Source organism: Roseomonas genomospecies 6, from assembly GCF_008365375.1.
Taxonomy (GTDB): Bacteria; Pseudomonadota; Alphaproteobacteria; order Azospirillales; family Azospirillaceae; genus Azospirillum.
The window spans coordinates 393,533-410,413 of the sequence record NZ_QOKW01000001.1 but is presented as its reverse complement, the minus strand read 5'-3'; the positions used below and the strand labels follow the sequence as shown (position 1 = coordinate 410,413).

The 16,881-nt window shown below is 69.8% G+C and carries 13 protein-coding genes; 10 read left to right on the top strand and 3 right to left on the bottom strand.

The genetic code is table 11. The features are described 5' to 3' along the window. Positions 1 to 386 precede the first annotated feature (386 nt). Genes DS843_RS01910 through DS843_RS01900 form a run of 3 tightly spaced genes read left to right on the top strand, consistent with a single transcriptional unit; the run spans position 387 to position 3,287 of the window. Complete coding sequence (locus DS843_RS01910; RefSeq protein WP_149467198.1) at positions 387 to 926, top strand: TRAP transporter small permease; 540 nt, start codon at positions 387 to 389, stop codon at positions 924 to 926. 34 nt (positions 927 to 960) lie between these two features. Beyond that, positions 961 to 2,241 carry a TRAP transporter large permease gene (locus tag DS843_RS01905; protein WP_149467197.1) on the top strand — a complete coding sequence of 427 codons (1,281 nt, stop codon included), beginning with the start codon at positions 961 to 963 and terminating at the stop codon, positions 2,239 to 2,241. A 32-nt stretch (positions 2,242 to 2,273) separates the two neighbouring features. Further along, positions 2,274 to 3,287, top strand: coding sequence for a TRAP transporter substrate-binding protein (locus tag DS843_RS01900; protein ID WP_149467196.1), 1,014 nt, complete (start codon positions 2,274 to 2,276; stop codon positions 3,285 to 3,287). Between the two features lie 166 nt (positions 3,288 to 3,453). Here DS843_RS01900 and DS843_RS01895 read toward each other — a convergent pair whose 3' ends face one another. Continuing rightward, complete coding sequence (locus DS843_RS01895) at positions 3,454 to 4,713, bottom strand: hypothetical protein (protein WP_149467195.1); 1,260 nt, start codon at positions 4,711 to 4,713, stop codon at positions 3,454 to 3,456. Between the two features lie 32 nt (positions 4,714 to 4,745). Continuing rightward, positions 4,746 to 5,597, bottom strand: a complete 852-nt coding sequence (locus DS843_RS01890) for a fumarylacetoacetate hydrolase family protein (RefSeq protein WP_149467194.1) — start codon at positions 5,595 to 5,597, stop codon at positions 4,746 to 4,748. A gap of 155 nt (positions 5,598 to 5,752) precedes the next feature. On the opposite strand from DS843_RS01890, the gene DS843_RS01885 reads away from it, so the two are divergent. From DS843_RS01885 to DS843_RS01865, 5 genes are all read left to right on the top strand, one after another. Continuing rightward, on the top strand, positions 5,753 to 6,211 hold the full coding sequence (locus DS843_RS01885; protein ID WP_149467193.1) for a hypothetical protein: 459 nt from the start codon (positions 5,753 to 5,755) through the stop codon (positions 6,209 to 6,211). Positions 6,212 to 6,316: 105 nt separating this feature from the next. Then, the gene (locus tag DS843_RS01880) at positions 6,317 to 6,601 is read left to right on the top strand and encodes a hypothetical protein (RefSeq protein ID WP_149467192.1); all 285 of its coding nucleotides are present in this window, start codon (positions 6,317 to 6,319) and stop codon (positions 6,599 to 6,601) included. Positions 6,602 to 6,735: 134 nt separating this feature from the next. Then, positions 6,736 to 7,899 (top strand): aminotransferase, encoded by a 1,164-nt coding sequence (locus tag DS843_RS01875; RefSeq protein ID WP_149467191.1) that lies wholly within the window; start codon positions 6,736 to 6,738, stop codon positions 7,897 to 7,899. A gap of 110 nt (positions 7,900 to 8,009) precedes the next feature. Beyond that, a complete protein-coding gene (locus DS843_RS01870) occupies positions 8,010 to 9,671 on the top strand; it encodes a sensor histidine kinase (RefSeq protein WP_286191881.1) in 1,662 nt (553 codons plus the stop codon). Positions 9,672 to 9,820: 149 nt separating this feature from the next. Next, the gene (locus tag DS843_RS01865) at positions 9,821 to 14,665 is read left to right on the top strand and encodes an alpha-2-macroglobulin family protein (protein WP_149467190.1); all 4,845 of its coding nucleotides are present in this window, start codon (positions 9,821 to 9,823) and stop codon (positions 14,663 to 14,665) included. Positions 14,666 to 14,750: 85 nt separating this feature from the next. Here DS843_RS01865 and DS843_RS01860 read toward each other — a convergent pair whose 3' ends face one another. After that, positions 14,751 to 14,933 carry a hypothetical protein gene (locus tag DS843_RS01860; protein WP_149467189.1) on the bottom strand — a complete coding sequence of 61 codons (183 nt, stop codon included), beginning with the start codon at positions 14,931 to 14,933 and terminating at the stop codon, positions 14,751 to 14,753. 321 nt (positions 14,934 to 15,254) lie between these two features. Between DS843_RS01860 and DS843_RS01855 the strand changes: the two genes are divergently transcribed. Together DS843_RS01855 and DS843_RS01850 are read left to right on the top strand one after the other, a co-directional pair. After that, positions 15,255 to 15,740, top strand: coding sequence for a MerR family transcriptional regulator (locus DS843_RS01855; RefSeq protein WP_149467188.1), 486 nt, complete (start codon positions 15,255 to 15,257; stop codon positions 15,738 to 15,740). Beyond that, entirely contained in the window at positions 15,737 to 16,873 is a 1,137-nt protein-coding gene (locus DS843_RS01850) for a thiolase family protein (protein WP_149467187.1), read from the top strand. Before DS843_RS01855 ends, DS843_RS01850 begins: the two co-directional genes overlap by 4 nt. The last annotated feature ends 8 nt before the right edge of the window (positions 16,874 to 16,881 follow it).

Here is a 16,881-nt window from a genome sequence, read left to right as displayed (position 1 = left end):
CGCCTTGCGCGGTTTCCGGCGGCGGACCGTACCACCGCGGATTTGCGGGGGATAGGCTCGCCATGGCCGTTCGGCAAAGCCCGACTGGCCGCTCTGTTCGGTTTCTAAGCTATGCGGCGTGGGAAGGCTTGTGAAGATAATTTTCGTCGCCACGCGCTTTGGCTGGTGCGAATGACGCCGTTATGAAGAAAATCTTCTTCACTCGGTTGCGCGGGTGATCTATTTTCAGCCTCAGCAAGTCAAGGTCCCGGCAAGAGACCGTGTGGGAGGAGCCCCCGAACCGCCGCCCGGCCCCGTTGCCGGCGCGCCGCGCCGCCCGTGCCCCGCCCATGCCAACTCCGTGCCGCTAGCGTGAGCCCCGCCGCGAGGCAGGCCGAGGAGAGTGCATGAAGCGCGTCGTCGAGGCGCTGGAGATGGTCACCGAATGGATCATGGCCCTGATGCTGGCCATGATGGTGGCGCTGGTCTTCGGCAATGTGGTTCTCCGGTACGGTTTCAACAGCGGCATCGTCGCCGCCGAGGAGCTGGCCCGCCTGATGTTCGTCTGGGTGGTGTTCCTGGGCGCCACGCTGGCGCTGCGCCGCAACCAGCATCTCGGGCTGGACATTCTTCAGTCCCGCCTGCCCGCCCGCGTCCGACGGGCCTGCGCCGTGGTCAGCCACCTTCTGATGCTCTACGCGCTGTGGCTGTTCATCGAGGGAAGCTGGTTCCAGCTTCTGATCGGAATGGAAACCCGCTCCACGGTGCTCCGCTTCCCCATGGCCTTCTACGCCGCCGCCGGCTTCTTCCCGGCCATCGCCATGGCCCTGACGATCCTCGCCAACCTCTGGAAGATCCTGTCGGGCGACGCGACGGCGCACATTCCCGGCAACGGCGATATCGACGGCACCACCGCCCCGCAGGGCGGCGCCATCGCCGAGCACTGATTCCGTCCGGCCTTCTGAAAGCGGAGCCCGTTCCATGGCCCTTGCGGTCTTCCTCTCCTCGCTGTTCGGCCTGATGCTGCTCGGCATGCCCATCGCCTTCGCCCTGATGCTGACGGGCGTTGCGCTGATGGTGCATCTCGACTTCTTCGATGCCCAGCTCGTCGCCCAGAACATGCTGAGCGGCGCCGACAACTACCCGCTGATGGCGGTGCCCTTCTTCATCCTGGCCGGCGAGCTGATGAACGCCGGCGGCATCTCGCAGCGGATCATCAACCTCGCGGTCAGCTTCTTCGGGCACATCCGCGGCGGCCTGGGCTACGTGACCATCGGCGCGTCGGTGATGCTGGCCAGCCTGTCCGGCTCGGCCATCGCCGACACCGCCGCGCTGGCCACGCTTCTGATCCCGATGATGCGCGACAACGGCTATCCGGTGCCGCGCTCCGCCGGCCTGATCGCGTCGGGCGGCATCATCGCCCCGATCATCCCGCCCAGCATGCCTTTCATCATCTTCGGCGTGACCACGAACACCTCGATCAGCGGCCTGTTCATGGCCGGCATCGTGCCGGGCCTTCTGATGGGCGCCGGTCTGGTCATCACCTGGATGATCCTGGCCCGCGGCATGACCGTGAAGCTCCAGCCGAAGGCAAGCTGGAGGGAACGCCGGACCGCGCTGGTCGACGGCGCCTGGGCGTTGGCGCTTCCGGTCATCATCATCGGCGGCCTGCGCGGCGGCGTCTTCACCCCGACCGAGGCCGCGGTGGTCGCCGCCGTCTATTCGCTGTTCGTGGCGCTGTTCGTCTACCGGCAGGTGACGCTGAAGGATCTGGTGCCGCTGCTGGTCCAGGCGTCGCGCACCACCAGCGTGGTGATGTTCCTGTGCGCGGCGGCTCTGGTGTCGTCCTACATGGTGACGCTGGCCGACCTGCCGCAGCAAATGAACGAGATGCTGTCGCCGCTGCTCGAACACCCGAAGCTGCTGATGGTCGCCATCACGCTTCTGCTGCTGGCCGTGGGCATGGTGATGGACCTGACGCCGACGATCCTCGTGCTCGGCCCGGTGCTGACCCCGCTGGCCGCGGCGGCGGGCATCGACCCGACCTATTTCGGCGTGATGTTCGTCCTGACCGGCACGCTGGGCCTGATTAATCCGCCGGTCTGCACGGTGCTGAACGTGGTGTGCGGCGTCGCCCGCATCTCGCTGGAAAGCGCCACGCGCGGCATCTGGCCGTTCCTGCTGACCTACCTGCTTCTGCTCGGCCTGCTGATCGCCGTTCCGGAGATCGTCACGGCCCCGCTGAGCCTGCTCCGCCACTAACCACAACACGCTTTACAGGGAAGAACCGATCCATGAAGCTGCTCCGCTCCGTCCTTCTGGCGACCGGCCTCGCCGCCGCCATCCTCGCCCCCGTCGCCGCGTCCGCCCAGGACATCAAGCCGCGGCTGATCCGCTTCGGCTACGGCCTGTCGGAGAACAGCAACCAGGGCCGCGCCGTGAAGTTCTTCGTCGAGGAGATGTCCAAGCGCTCCGGCGGCAAGCTGAAGGTCAAGGGCTTCGCCGACGCCAGCCTGGGCAGCGACATCCAGATGCAGAACGCCCTGATCGGCGGCGCGCAGGAGATGATGGTCGGCTCGACCGCCACGCTGGTCGGCATCGTCAAGGACTTCGCCGTCTTCGATCTGCCCTTCCTGTTCAACAACGAGCAGGAGGCCGACGCCGTGTTCGACGGCCCGTTCGGCCAGAAGCTGGCGGCGAAGCTGAACGAGAAGGGCCTCGTCGGCCTCGTCTACTGGGAGAACGGCTTCCGCAACCTGACCAACAGCAAGCGCCCGGTCGAGAAGGTCGAGGACCTGAAGGGCATCAAGCTGCGCGTCATGCAGAACCCGGTCTACATCGACATGTTCAACAGCTTCGGCGCCAACGCCGTGCCGCTGTCCTTCTCCGAGCTGTTCACCGCCATGGAGACGGGCACCGTGGACGGCCAGGAGAACCCGGTCACCACCATCCAGTCCTCGAAGTTCTACGAGGTCCAGAAGTACCTGACCATTTCCAAGCACGTCTACAGCCCGTGGATCGTGCTGGCCTCCAAGCGCTGGTACGACGGCCTGTCCAACGATGAGCGCACGATCATCAACGAGGCCGCCGCCGCGTCGCGTGACTTCGAGCGCAAGGACAGCCGCGAGGCGTCGAAGCAGAGCATCGCCTATCTGAAGGACAAGGGGATGCAGATCAACGAGCTGAGCAACGCCGAGCTGGGCCGCATGCGCGAGATGGTCAAGCCCGCCATGGACAAGTTCGCCGCCGAGGGCGGCGCCGACCTGCTGAACGAGCTGCAGGCCGAGATCAACAAGGTTCGGAAGTAAGGGCTTTAACCTCCCTCTCCCGGGGCGGGAGAGGGAAGGGGCCCACGCGAAGCGTGGGAAGGGTGAGGGTGCTGCCAACGGATCAGTGCGTTGATCCTTGCCCGACCCTCACCCGCCCGCCTTTGGCGCCACCCTCTCCCGGGGCGGGAGAGGGGCTTTTCTTCCTTCACTTCACCCGCTCACCCGTGAACGGGTTCCAGCCCACGGCGGCCAGCGCCGTCCAGGCCGTCGCCGCCAGATGGGGGCGGCGGTAGTAGCGGAAGTCGTCGGTGGTGCTGTCCGGGCCGATGGCGAGGCCGGTGGTGATGCTGTCCTCGCGCGTCGCCCAGACATGACCGCCGCGGCTGACCTCCTTGCCGACCTCCGCCAGAAGGCGCCGCGCGTCCTCCGGGCGGTTCAGAACGCTGTAGACCAGCGCGGCCTGCGCCGTGCCTTCCACCCACATCCCGTCGCGGTCGTCGTTGAAGTCGAAACCGCCATCCACCCCGTGGGCCTTCTCCGCATAGGCGAGCGCCGCCCGCCATTCCTCCGGCGCGCCGCGCAGCAGAAGCGGCCAGAGTTGGGCGTCCAGCCCCGACGTGGCCCGGTTCACCGTCACCCCGTCCGGCGCCGTACCGGTGGGAAAGTGCCCGCCGCCGTCCACCCACATGCGGTCGAGGAAGCCGCGCGCCGCCTTTTCCGGCCCGGCCCAGTCCCCCGCCGCGCCGCTGCGCTCCAGCCAGCCGAACAGGGCGACGAGGTCGGTGTTGTGCTCCGTCGCCTTCCAGGTCAACGCCTGCGGCTTGTCGTCGAAGCCCTGGACCCCGCCGTTGAAGCCGCCCGGCCCGCGCGGGTCGGCGGTGTTCGCCACCACCCAACGGGCCAGCTCGGCGGCGCCGTTGCGGAACCGCTCCTCGCCCGTCGCCTCGCCCAGCGTCATCAGGGCCAGCCCCGCCCAGGCGACGTTGCCGGTGGCGGAGCCGACCTGATAGGCGTCCTCGAACCAGCGGTTCGCGGTGACGTCCCACCAGCCCATGGGGGGGATCGGCTTCTGGTTCTGGGCGCCCGCGCGGTAGGTGTTGCGCAGCCGCCCCTGGCGCCGCGCGCGGTCCAGCGTGGCTGCGGACAGCAGCGATTCGCCGATGCGCAGCGCCGGCTCCGTCTTGCCGCAGGCGACCAGCGCGATGACCGCCAGCGCGTTGTCGTAGGTGAAGGCGGCGTCGCGCAGCGGCAGTTCCGACGTCTGCCCGACGCCGAAGCTGCTGTCGTAGCTGCGCAGGAACACCGGGCCGGAGCCGGGGATCTCCGCGACCCGCGCCGCCAGCGTGCCGCAGGTCCTTCCGGCCAGCGCTGCGGTCCCGTCGTCGGCCAATGCGCCGCCGCTCGCCGCCAGGGTGCCGATGCCGACGGCGAGCAGCCACGCGGCCAGACGGCTCTTTCGCTTCATCGAGGACACTCCCATTCCGGTCGCGCCGCCGCTCAGTTGTCGAAGGCGCGGACGGACTGGCGCTGCTCGCCCAGCCCCTCGACGCCCAGACGCATGGTCTGGCCGGACTGCAGCCAGGGGTGGTTCGGCCCGCGCCCCAGCGCCACGCCCTGCGGCGTGCCGGTGGCGATGACGTCGCCCGGCAGAAGGGTCATGAAACGGCTGATGTAGGACACGATTTCGGCCACGCCGAAGATCATGTCGGCGGTCGTGCTGTCCTGCATGGGCTGGCCGTCGACCTCCAGCCACAGGCGCAGGGCCTGCGGGTCGGGCACCTCGTCGCGGGTGACCATCCAGGGGCCGATCGGGCAGAAGCTGTCGGCGCTCTTGCCCTTCACCCACTGGCCGGTGCTCTCGATCTGGAAGGCGCGCTCCGACACGTCGTTGAGGACGCAATAGCCGGCGATGTGGTCGAAGGCGTCGGCCTGATCGACGTAGCGGGCGGTGCGCCCGATGACGATGCCGAGTTCGACCTCCCAATCGAGCTTGGTGGCGCCCTTCGGCATCAGCACGGGATCGTTCGGGCCGCAGATGGAGGTCGTCGCCTTCATGAACAGCACCGGCTCCGCCGGTTCCGGCAGGCCGGACTCCGCGGCGTGGGCGCGGTAGTTCAGCCCGACGCAGACCACCTTGGACACGCCCGTCACGCAGGGGCCGAGCCGGGTCCCGTCCGGCACCTGGGCCAGCCGGTCGGTGTCGAGCGTCCGCAGATGCGCCAGCCCGTCCTCCGTCAGGGTGGCCGGACCGATGTCCGACACCACGCCCGACAGGTCGCGGATCACGCCGTTGCGGTCCAGAATGCCCGGACGCTCATGGCCCGGCGGGCCGAATCGAAGAAGTTTCATCAGGCCAAACCCTTCCCGTTCCCGAAGGTTGAGCCGCGCCTCTCCTCCGGTGAGTGCTGTCCGGTTCCGGCCGAAGCCGGAAAGGGGCTGTTCCGTCGCGGTCGGGTCTGGTGTACCCTTTTTACGCCCATGGGGAAACCAGACGGGAGGCGGATATGCCGGTGTGGCGCCGTTACCTCGTGAAGGAACCGACCGGGCGGCTGGTCGAATTGCCGAGCCGCCAGTACGACCGCGCCGACGACGGCACGGCGCCCATTCCCGACTACGCCGGGCGTTGCGTGGAACTGGTGTCGGCGGTGCTGGTCGGCAAGCAGGGCGGTCCCCCGACGGTGACCGAGGTCGCCTTCACCAAGCTGTATTTCGACCAGTCCGGATTCGTGGATTCCGCCAAGCGGGAGCGGATGATCCGCCTGATGCTGGAAAGCTGCGCCGACCGCCGGTGCCGGACGGTGGTCAAACGGCCCGACTGCACCGACTGCACGGCCCTGGCGGAGCGCGCCGACGCCGCCCGCAGCGAGTTGACGCGCGACTTCGAATGGGCCCCGGCTCCGGCGGAGGTCAGGGCGGCGCTGTTCGTGCTGGGGCCGCGCGCCGCGACCGTGCCGTTGCATTAACACCCCCTTTTTCCCGCCGGATCATCCGGAAGGTCACATCATTCGCCCTCTTTCCCCGCGGCCAAGCGCCCCCATATGGCTCCTGGCACAGGAGAAGGAGCCCCGATGCATCGCCGCGCCACCATCCGACGCCCGTCTCTGGCCCGTGCGAAGCAGCTTGCGCTGATCGGCACCGGGTGGAGCCTGATCGGCCTGGGCGCCCTGATGTCGCCTCTGCCGGGGCCGTTCGGCTTTCCGGTGGCTCTGGCCGGCGGAGTGATCCTGCTGCGCAATTCCGCGAGCGCCCGGCGCCTGTTCGTGCGGCTGAAGCGCCGCCATCCCCGGCTGCTGAGCCCCGTCGAGCGCATCCGTGTCAAGCTGCGCCGCCGCCGCAACGCCGCCGCCGTGTGATTGCCGCCGTGTGATTGCCGCCCAGTGATCGCCGCCATGTGGCCGCTGCCGTGTGACGGACCTGCGGACGGGGCGCTGGACAGCGCCTCCCCGCTGCGGCATTCCTGTCCGCATCGGTGGTCAGGAGGCTCAAGGTGAAGTCCGGCAACGCAATCCTGTCGAGCTACGGTACGACGATCTTCGAGGTGATGTCCCGCCTGTCGGAGGAGCACAAGGCGATCAACCTCGGCCAGGGGTTCCCCGACGAGCGCGGCCCCGCCGACGTGCTGGACGTGGCGGCCAAGGCCATTCTGGACGGGTGGAACCAGTACCCGTCGATGATGGGCACGCCGGAACTGCGGCAGGCGCTGGCCGCGCACGGCAAGCGCTTCTATGGGCTGGACATCGATTGGCGGACGGAGGTGATGGTGACCTCCGGCGCCACGGAGGCGCTGACCGCCAGCCTGCTCGGCCTGATCGATCCGGGCGACGAGGTGGTGCTCTTCCTGCCGATGTACGACAGTTACCTTCCCATCGTCCGGCTGGCCGGCGGCGTGCCGCGCTTCGTCAGCCTGAAGGCCCCGGACTGGAGCTTCACGCGGGCGGACCTGGAGGCGGTCTTCACGCCCAAGACCAAGCTCGTCCTCATCAACGATCCGCTGAACCCCGCCGCCAAGGTCTTCACCCGCGCGGAGCTGGAACTGCTGGCGGAGTTCGTCCAGCGCTTCGACGCCTTCGCCGTCTGCGACGAGGTGTATGAGCACATCGTCTTCGACGGGCGCCCGCACATCCCGTTGATGACTCTGCCGGGCATGCGCGACCGTTGCCTGAAGATCGGCTCCGCCGGAAAGACCTTCTCGCTGACCGGCTGGAAGGTCGGCTACGTCACCGGCGCGCCGCACCTGCTCCAGCCCGTCGCCAAGGCGCACCAGTACATCACCTTCACCACCCCGCCGAACCTCCAGGCGGCGGTCGCCTATGGGCTGAACAAGGACGACGCCTACTTCACCGGTCTGGCCGCCGGGCTCCAGGCCAAACGCGACCGGCTGGCCGACGGGCTGCGCGCCGTGGGGTTCGAGGTGCTGCCCTCCGCCGGCACCTATTTCGTGGTTGCCGACGTGTCGCCCTTCGGGTTCGAAGGCGACGACGAGGCTTTCTGCCGGCATCTGACCGCCGAGGCCGGCGTGACGGCCATTCCGGTCGGCGCCTTCTTCGTGCAGGACGCGCCGCGGAGCTTCATCCGCTTCTGCTTCTCCAAGAAGGACGAGATCCTCGACGGGGCGGTTGAGCGGCTGAAGGCCTATTTCGCGCGCCGCTGACTTGAGGCCGGTCGATATCAACGGGCGATGGAAAGGGTTGCCGACCGTTCCGGCCGCGTGGTATTCCATATGGTTTAGGGTCGATACCGGTTGGGCGCGGATGTCCGCGCATGCTCCGGTGGACCGCCGATGGAAAAGCCGGTATGCGCCTGCCGATCTCGTTCCGCTGGGGCGTGTTCGCCTTGTCCGCCGTGGCCGTCACTGTGGTCTGGGGTGTCTATGCGCAGGTCGCGCGCAGCGTCCTGGAGGTCCAGACGCAGGAGTCGGTGGCGAAGGCGGAGGTCATGGTCCGGGCCTTCGCCAAGAGCACCCACCGCGCGGTGCACGAGGTGGACATCACCCTGCGCTCCCTGGCGCTGGAATTCGAGGAGAACGGCCTGCCCGGCATCCGCCGCTTTCTCGACCAGATGCTGTACGACCCGACGCTGATCCATCACTTCACCGTTCTGGACGCGGACGGCACCGTTCTGTTCCGCAGCGAAGGGCCGGGAGGGGCGGCGAACCAGCGGGACGAGACGGCCTTCGCCTTCCATCAGGGCACGGGCCGCGACCTGATGCACATCGGCACCCCGTTCCCGGGGGCGACCAGCGGCGGGCCGCTTCTGCGCCTCAGCCGGCGGCTGTCGGAGGGGGGAGGCGGGTTCGCGGGGATCGTCGTCGCCAACATCGATCCCGACGTTCTGGGCGAGTTCTATCAGCAGGCCAACCTCGGGCCGCTGGGGGTGGCCACCCTGATCGGGCTGGACAAGGTGATCCGCGCACGGGGCGCCCGCCAGGATGCGGAGGCGGTCGGCCTCGCCATTCCCCATTCCCGTCTTTGGGAGGAATTGGGCCGGTCGCTCGGCGGCGTCTACTGGCAGAGGTCGAGAACCGACGGTGTCCTGCGCGCCCACGCCTACCGAATGGTGGAGAGTTACCCGCTGGTCGCGGCGGTCGGCGTCGCCGTGGAGGACATCGAGGCGGCGGTGGCCGACCTGCGGCGCACCCTGTTCGTGCTGGCGGCGATCCTGACCCTGTCCATCCTGCTGGTGACGCTGTTCCTTCTGGTGCAGCACCGCACGGCGGAGCGGCTGCGCGCCGCGCTGGCGCTGAACCGCAACTTCCTGGCCCGGGTCAGCCATGAGCTGCGCACGCCCCTGAACGCCATCATCGGCTTCTCCGAGGTCATCCGGGACCAGATGCTGGGGCCGCAGGCCGGCGGGCGCTACGCCGACTACGCCCGCGACATCCACGAATCGGGACGGCACCTGCTGGGGCTCATCAACGACATCATGGATCTGTCGCGGCTCCAGGCGGGGACGCTGCCCCTGAATCCGGAGCCGTTGGACGTCGCCCTCGTCGTGGAATGGGCGTTCCGCATGGTGTCTCCGCAGGCCGACGCCAAGGCCATCCGGCTGGACCTGAACGTCGAACCGGGAAGCCACAGCGTTTCGGCGGACGAGCGCGCCATGAAGCAGATGCTTCTGAACCTTCTGGCCAACGCCGTCACCTTCACGCCGAACGGGGGGCGCATCCTGGTGACGGTCAGCGTCGGGGCCGAGGGTGGATGCCGCGTGCGGGTGATGGACAACGGGATCGGCATGACGCCGGAACAGATCCATCAGGCCACCGTGCCTTTCGGCCAGCCCGAGGTTCATGTGTCCCAGCCGGGACAGGGCAGCGGGTTGGGGCTGTCCATCGTCAAGTCGCTGATGGAGGCCCACGGCGGGCGCCTGCACATCGACAGCCGTCCGGGCGAGGGCAGCCAGTTCACGCTGGATTTCGCCGCCTGATCCGTATCCGCCAGATTTTCCGGCTGGAGCCGCAAAGCCGTGGCGAAACCATGGGCGGTTCGGCATACTCCGCGCCGGTTTGCCGAAACCACAGTTACTCGCATGTGCCCGCGCGCCCCGCGCCGGGCGGCTGGTCCAGGGAAGATCGAATGTTGCGTGCAGTGGCGCGTGTCTGTGCCGTCCTCGTCGCGTCCTCAGCCCCCGTCATCGCCGCCGACGCGCCGCCCGAGCCGGTGCCCTTCGGCGTGTCCTCCGCCGAGGTGGCGGCGGAGCGCGACGTGCCGCAGGCCTGCTTCACCTTCACCGACCGGCTGGAGAAGTCGCGCGCGGTGAACTACCGCGATTACGTGGAGGTGAAGCCGGCGGGCGAGGGGGTGGTCTTCGACGGGACCGCCGTCGCCCGCGACCGCACGCTGTGCGTGGAGGGGCTGAAGCACGGGCAGAGCTACCGCATCACCCTGCGCGACGGGCTGCCGGGCAGCGACGGAAAGCGCCTGCCGAATCCGGACGCGCGCGACATCGACGTGCCGAACCGCAAGCCGGCTCTGGCCTTCCGCGGCGCGGGCTACATCCTGCCGCGCATCGGCGCGGACGGGCTGCCGCTGCGCTCCATCAACCTCGACCGGGCGAAGCTGCAGGTGTTGCGGATCAGCGACCGCAGTCTGGTGGAGAAAATCTATTTCGGCCGCGTCGGCCAGCAGATGTCCGACCACGAGGTGGGGGAAATCCTCGACCGCTCCGGCCAAGAGGTGTGGCGCGGGGAAATGGCGATCAGCAACAGCCGCAACCAGGCAGTGGTGACGCCCTTTCCGATCGACGCCGTCCTGGGCCGGCTGGAGCCCGGAGTCTACATCGCCGTCGCCAGCACCGAGGAGATCAAGCCCGGCGGCTGGGATCACAAGGCGACCCAGTGGTTCGTCGTCTCCGACCTGGGCCTGAACGCCATCACCGGGGAGGACGCGCTGGTCGTCTTCGCCCGCTCCGTGAAGTCCGCGGCGCCGGAGGCGGGGGTGGAACTGCGCCTGCTCGCCCGCAACAGCGTGGAACTCGGCAAGGCGCTGACCGGTCCGGACGGACTGGCGCGATTCGACCTCGCCGCCCTGCGCGCCGCCGGTCGGGAGCCGGCGCAGGCGCTGTTCGCCTACCGCGGGGCGGGGGATTTCGGCTTCCTCGACCTCGTCACGCCGACGCTCGCCAACGCGGCCCCGGCAGGCGGCCCTCAGGGCGGCCCCGCGGGCGCCGCCGTCGCCCCGGCGCGCCCGGCGCCCGGCCAGCCCGACGCCTTCCTCTACACGGAGCGCGGAATCTACCGCCCCGGCGAGACGGTGCATCTGGCGATGCTGCTGCGTGACGCCGACGCCAAGCCGGTCGCGGGCCGCCCCGTGACGCTGAAGATCCAGCGCCCGGACGGGTTCGAGGTGGACCGGCGCCCGCTGTCCGAATCCGGCGGCGGCAGCTTCGCCGCCCGCGTCGAAATTCCGGCCAACGCTCTGACCGGAACCTGGGCCGTCACCGCCCATGGCGAGCCGGAGGCCGGGGGCCAATCAAATGCAACGGGGCCGGGCGCGATGGGGCCGGTGCTGGGCCGCGCCGAATTCCTGGTCGAGGACTTCGTGCCGCCGCGTCTTGAGGTCGCGCTGGCCGCCGAGGCGGCGGAGCTTCCGGCGGACGGCAAGACGACCCTGACCATCGACGGGCATTTCCTCTACGGCGCTCCGGCGGCGGGCCTGCCGGGCGAGCTGGCGGTGACCCTGCGCGCCGCGGCCAATCCTTATCCGAACCTGCCCGGCTACCGCTTCGGCCTCGCCCAGGAGGAGGTGAAGCCGCAGCGGACGGACCTGTCCGGCTTCACCACCAACCGCAACGGGCAGGCCAAGGTCGACCTCGCCCTGCCCAAGGCGCCGGAGAGCACGAAGCCCGTGGAGGCGGTGGTCCGCGCCACGGTGCTCGACATCGGGGGCCGCTCGGTCAGCCGCGATCTGGTTCTGCCGGTGCGCCACCAGCCCTTCGCCGTCGGCATCCGTCCGCGCTTCGAGGGCGACGGCGTGCCGGAAGGCGCCACCGCCGGATTCGACGTGGTGGCGGTCGGGCCGGACGGCCAGCCGATGGACAAGGAGGACCTCTCCTACGAGCTGTTCGAGGAGGAGTACGACTACGCCTGGTTCGAGGCGAACGGGCGCTGGGACTACAAGGTCACGGTGCGCGACCAGCGGGTGACCGGCGGCACGCTCGCCGTCCAGGCGGCCAAGCCGGGAGCGGTGGAGGCTCCGGTGACCGCCGGGCGCTACCGCCTGGAGGTGTTCGATCCCAAGACCGGCGTGGCGAGCAGCCTGCGCTTCGCCGCCGGCTGGTGGATGACTCCGACGGCGGGCGAGCGTCCCGATCAGGTGGACGTGACGGTCATGCTGCCCGCCTACAAGGGCGGCGAGACGGCCTGGGTCTATGTGAAGCCGCCCTACGACAGCCAGGTGCTGATCGCCGTGGCCGACCGGAAGGTCCGTCAGGCGTCCACCCGGCGCATCGGCCCGGAGGGGGCCTTCCTGGAGATCCCCGTCGATCCGACCTGGACCGGCGGCGTCTATGTGCTGGCGACCGCATTCGGCGCGCCGGACGCCGCGGGCGGTCCGTCGAAGGGCATGGCGCGCCGCGCCGTCGGCCTGTCCTGGCTGGCGGTGGAGGGGGCCGAGCGGGCGCTGGACGTGCGCGTCGCCGCCCCGGCGCAAAGCGAACCCCGCCGCTCCATCACAGCGGAGGTGGTGGTCGAGGGCGTGCCGGAGGGCCAGCCGGCCTATGTGACGGTCGCCGCGGTGGACGACGCCGTGCTTCAGCTCACCGACCAGCATTCGCCGAACCCGATCGACCATTATCTGGGCAAGCGCCGCCTGGGGGTGGAACTGCGCGATTCCTTCGGGCGGCTGATCGACCCGGCGGTGCTGGACGCCACCCGCACGCGCCCCGGCGCCGCCCCGCGTCTGCGTCAGGTCGGAGTCACCGTTCCGCAGAAGTCGGAGCGGGTCGTCTCCCTGTTCTCCGGCGTTCTGACCGTGGGGCCGGACGGCAAGGTTTCCGTTCCGCTGGACATCCCCGACTTCCAGGGCCGGTTGCGCCTGATGGCCGTGGCCTGGAGCGGGGACAAGCTGGGCCACGCCGAGTCCTCCATTTTGGTCGCCGACCCGGTGCTGGCCGATCTGGGCCTGCCGCGCTTCCTGGCACCGGGGGACCGGGCGGTGGTTCCGGTGACCCTCGACAACGTCGCCGGTCCGGCGGGGGCCTACAGCATCTCCCTGATCGCCAGTGGCGCCGTCTCCCTCGGCGAGGGGACCATCGCCGTGCCGGACCTGGGCAAGGGCAAGCGCGCCTCCGCCGGGCGGGTCCTGACCGCCAACGGCGTGGGCATGGGCCACGTCGCGCTGGACGTGACCGGGCCGGACGGCCTGCGCATCACCCGCCGGTGGGACATCCCCGTGCGCCCCGCCGCTCCGCCGGTCATGCGCCGCAACAGCGCCATGCTGCCCCCGGACCGGGCCGTGGAGCTTCCCGCCGACCTGCTGAACGGCCTGCGTCCGGAAACCGCGACGGCGGCCCTGTCGCTGGGCAACCTGCCGGAACTCGACGTGCCCGGGCTGCTGACCGCGCTGGAGCGCGGCGGACCCGGCGGGCTGGAGATGACGGCCAGCCGCGCGCTCCCTCTGCTGTCGCTGGGCGACGTGGCGGTCGGGCTGGGCATCGCCTCGGACGAGCGGGTGAAGGCGCGGGTCCAGCGCGCGGTGGACCGCGTGCTGACCTTCCAGCGGACGGACGGCGCCTTCGCCGGCTGGTCGCCGAAGGGGGAGGCCGATTCCTGGCTGACCGCCTACGCGCTGGACTTCCTGGGCCGCGCCAAGGCCGCCGGCTACCGCGTGCCGGAGGTGCCCTACCGCAAGGGGCTGGACGGGCTGCGCGGTGCGCTCGACAACGCCTGGGTGGAGGCCGACGAGCAGCCGGCCCGCGCCTACGCGCTCTATGTGCTGGCCCGTGCCCGGATGATCGACGCCGGGGCGGTGCGCTACTTCCAGGAGACCTTCTGGGACAAGCTGCAGACCGATTTCGCCCGCGCCCAGGTCGCCACGGCCATCGCCGCTCTGGGCGACCGGGACCGCGCGGCGGAGGCGTTCGGGCGGCTGTCCGGCGCCCGCGTCGTGTCGGCCAGCCTGCGCGACTACGGCTCCTCCCTGCGTGACGAGGCCGGGGTGGTCGCCCTGATGGCCGAAAGCGGCGTGGTGGAGCGGGAGCGTCTGACCCAGGCGGCCGAACGCCTGACCAAGACCTACACCGCCGTCCGCACCACCGGCGTGCAGGAGCAGGCGTGGCTTCTCCAGGCGGCCAAGGCGTTGATCGACCGGGCGCCGCCGATGAAGATCGCGCAAGCGGATCAGGTGACCGAAGGGGCCAAGCCGCTCTTCCAGCGGATCGACCCGGCGGCCCCGCCCACCGTCCGCAACGCCGGGGGCGAGCCGCTGCGCCAGATCCTGTCCGTGTCCGGCATCGCCGACGCGGCGCCGGGGGCGGAGGAGCAGGGCATGACCATCACCCGCAACCTGTTCGACATGACGGGCCGCCCCGCCGATCCGGGCGCCGTGCGCCCCAACGACCGGCTGGTCGTGATCCTGGAGGGCAGCGCGTCCGATCCGGTGGACCGGCAGGTTCTGGTGTCCGACCCGCTGCCGGCGGGCTTCGAGATCGAGGCCGCCCGCTTCGCCGGGGCCGGCGCACCTCTGGGCGATCTGTCCTGGCTGGGCGAATTGACCGCACCGCGCGCCGTGGACTACCGCGACGACCGCTTCGTCGCGGCGCTCGACATGACGAAGCAGGCGCCGCGCTTCCGGCTGGTCTATCTGGTGCGCGCGGTGACGCCGGGCGACTACGCCCAGCCCGGCGCCACGGTGGAGGATCTCTACCGACCGCACCAGTCCGCCCGGACCGCCGCGTCGCGCCTGCGCGTCCTGCCGGAATGAACCATTGGCCGGAATGAGCAAACGGTCCGTCCCATCGCCCGCCGGGCGCGGGGGGACGGGGCGGCCGCCCTGAATTCCGATTCCGTCAGACGATCTTCTTGCCTTCGCCGTCGCGGTGGCGGGTGATGACCATCATGACGGCCACCACGACCGCGAAGAAGGCGGTCAGCGCCACATAGAACAGCAGCGCGACTCCGACCGTCATGGTGCCGATCAGCACCATGGCGAGTATCCATACGCCCAACGATACGATGGCGCGCGACGACATCGGCTGTCCCAACCCTGGTTGACGTAACTCCGGTTGTCCTGCCCTGTAACCGGCTGTTGCGCCCGGCCGTTTCCGGTCCGGCTTCGCCAGCGGTTTCTTTTGTTGAATGACAAGAGCCTGCCATAGCTGGGAGGGCGGACCGCCCGTGGCATCCTGTCACAGCGCGCCCGCGCCGCACCTCCGCCCGCTCCTCCGCCCGCGCCTCCGCCCGCTCTTCCGATGGACATTGGGTGGACCTCGGAGGCCCGCTTGACAGCAAGCAGTCACCGCCTTACCTTTACGTAAACGTCAACCAATGACGATCAAGGGAAGGGTGGGAGGATGCCGCAACCGGCACGGTCGATGGGGTGGGACGCGCGCGCCGACGCCGGGCAGGACTCCGGCCCGGACGGCGCCGGGCGCTGCTTCGCCATCGGCGAACTGGCCGACGAGTTCGGGCTGACCCACCGCACCATCCGCCATTACGAGGACGAGGGGTTGCTGTCGCCGATGCGCGACGGCACGGCCCGCGTCTACAGCCACCGCGACCGCGCGCGCCTCGCGCTGATCTGCCGGGGCAAGCGGCTGGGCTTCAGCCTCGCCGAGATCAAGGAATTCCTCACCCTCTACGATGCGGACGAGGCCCAGAAGGAGCAGATGCGTTTCATGCAGCGCATCGCCCGCCGCCGCATCGCCGACCTGGAACGGCAGCTTCAGGACGTCCAGCAGACGCTGGCCGAGCTGCGGATCATCGACACCCAGATCTCCGACCATTTCCGAGAGAACGGAATCACGGAGACGCAGACCACGGAGGACACGCAACCATGACCCCAGTCGTCATCGCCGGCTACGCCCGCTCTCCCTTCGCCTTCGCCAACAAGGGCGAGCTGGCGAGGGTCCGCCCCGACGACCTGTTGGCCCGCGTCGCCGCGGCGCTGGTCGAGCGCACGGGCGTCGATCCGCAGGACATCGAGGATGTCGTGGTCGGCTGCGCCTTCCCCGAGGGCGAGCAGGGCATGAACATCGCCCGCACCGTGTCCTTCCTGGCGAAGCTGCCGCTGACCGCCGCAGGCACCACGATCAACCGCTATTGCGGCTCCTCCATGCAGGCGATCCATCAGGCGGCGGGCGCCATCCAGATGGGGGCGGGCGAGGTCTTCCTGTGCGGCGGCATCGAATCGATGAGCCGCGTTCCGATGATGGGCTACAACCCGCTGCCCCATCCGGGCCTGAAGGACAGCTATCCGGAAGCCTACTGCTCCATGGGCATCACGGCGGAGAACGTCGCCCGCCGCTACCAGATTTCCCGCGCGGACCAGGAGGCCATGGCCGCGGACTCGCACGCCAAGGCCGCCGCGGCGCAGGAGTCCGGGCGCCTCGCGGATGAGATCGTCGCCATCCAGACCGCCGCCGGCAGCGTGGAGCGCGACGGCTGCATCCGCCCCGGCACCAGCGCGGAGACTCTGAGCGGGCTGAAGCCGGCCTTCATCGCCGAGGGTTCGGTCACCGCCGGCACCTCCTCCCCCCTGACGGACGGTGCCGCCGCGGTGCTGGTCACGACGGAAGCCTATGCGAAGGCCAACGGCCTGCCGATCCTCGCCCGCATCCGCTCCGTCGCGGTCGCCGGCTGCGCGCCGGAGGTGATGGGGCTGGGGCCCGTCCCGGCGGCCCAGAAGGCGCTGAAGCGCGCCGGACTGTCCATCCGGGACATCGACGTGATCGAGCTGAACGAGGCCTTCGCCGCCCAAGCGCTCGCCTGCATGCGCGACCTGGAGATCGACCCGGCCAGGGTGAACCTCGATGGCGGCGCCATCGCGCTGGGCCATCCGCTGGGCGCCACCGGTGCCCGCATCACCGGCAAGGCCGCGGCGTTGCTGAAGCGCGAGGGCAAGCAGTTCGCGCTGGCCACCCAGTGCATCGGCGGCGGCCAGGGCATCGCCACCATCCTGGAAGCGGTCTGACGGCGGCG

Coding starts and splice junctions, on each gene's coding strand:
- DS843_RS01910 (WP_149467198.1), top strand. CDS start 387: ATGAAGCGCGTCGTCGAGGCGCTGGAGATGGTCACCGAATGGATCATG.
- DS843_RS01905 (WP_149467197.1), top strand. CDS start 961: ATGGCCCTTGCGGTCTTCCTCTCCTCGCTGTTCGGCCTGATGCTGCTC.
- DS843_RS01900 (WP_149467196.1), top strand. CDS start 2,274: ATGAAGCTGCTCCGCTCCGTCCTTCTGGCGACCGGCCTCGCCGCCGCC.
- DS843_RS01895 (WP_149467195.1), bottom strand. CDS start 4,713: ATGAAGCGAAAGAGCCGTCTGGCCGCGTGGCTGCTCGCCGTCGGCATC.
- DS843_RS01890 (WP_149467194.1), bottom strand. CDS start 5,597: ATGAAACTTCTTCGATTCGGCCCGCCGGGCCATGAGCGTCCGGGCATT.
- DS843_RS01885 (WP_149467193.1), top strand. CDS start 5,753: ATGCCGGTGTGGCGCCGTTACCTCGTGAAGGAACCGACCGGGCGGCTG.
- DS843_RS01880 (WP_149467192.1), top strand. CDS start 6,317: ATGCATCGCCGCGCCACCATCCGACGCCCGTCTCTGGCCCGTGCGAAG.
- DS843_RS01870 (WP_286191881.1), top strand. CDS start 8,010: ATGCTCCGGTGGACCGCCGATGGAAAAGCCGGTATGCGCCTGCCGATC.
- DS843_RS01865 (WP_149467190.1), top strand. CDS start 9,821: ATGTTGCGTGCAGTGGCGCGTGTCTGTGCCGTCCTCGTCGCGTCCTCA.
- DS843_RS01860 (WP_149467189.1), bottom strand. CDS start 14,933: ATGTCGTCGCGCGCCATCGTATCGTTGGGCGTATGGATACTCGCCATG.
- DS843_RS01855 (WP_149467188.1), top strand. CDS start 15,255: ATGCCGCAACCGGCACGGTCGATGGGGTGGGACGCGCGCGCCGACGCC.
- DS843_RS01850 (WP_149467187.1), top strand. CDS start 15,737: ATGACCCCAGTCGTCATCGCCGGCTACGCCCGCTCTCCCTTCGCCTTC.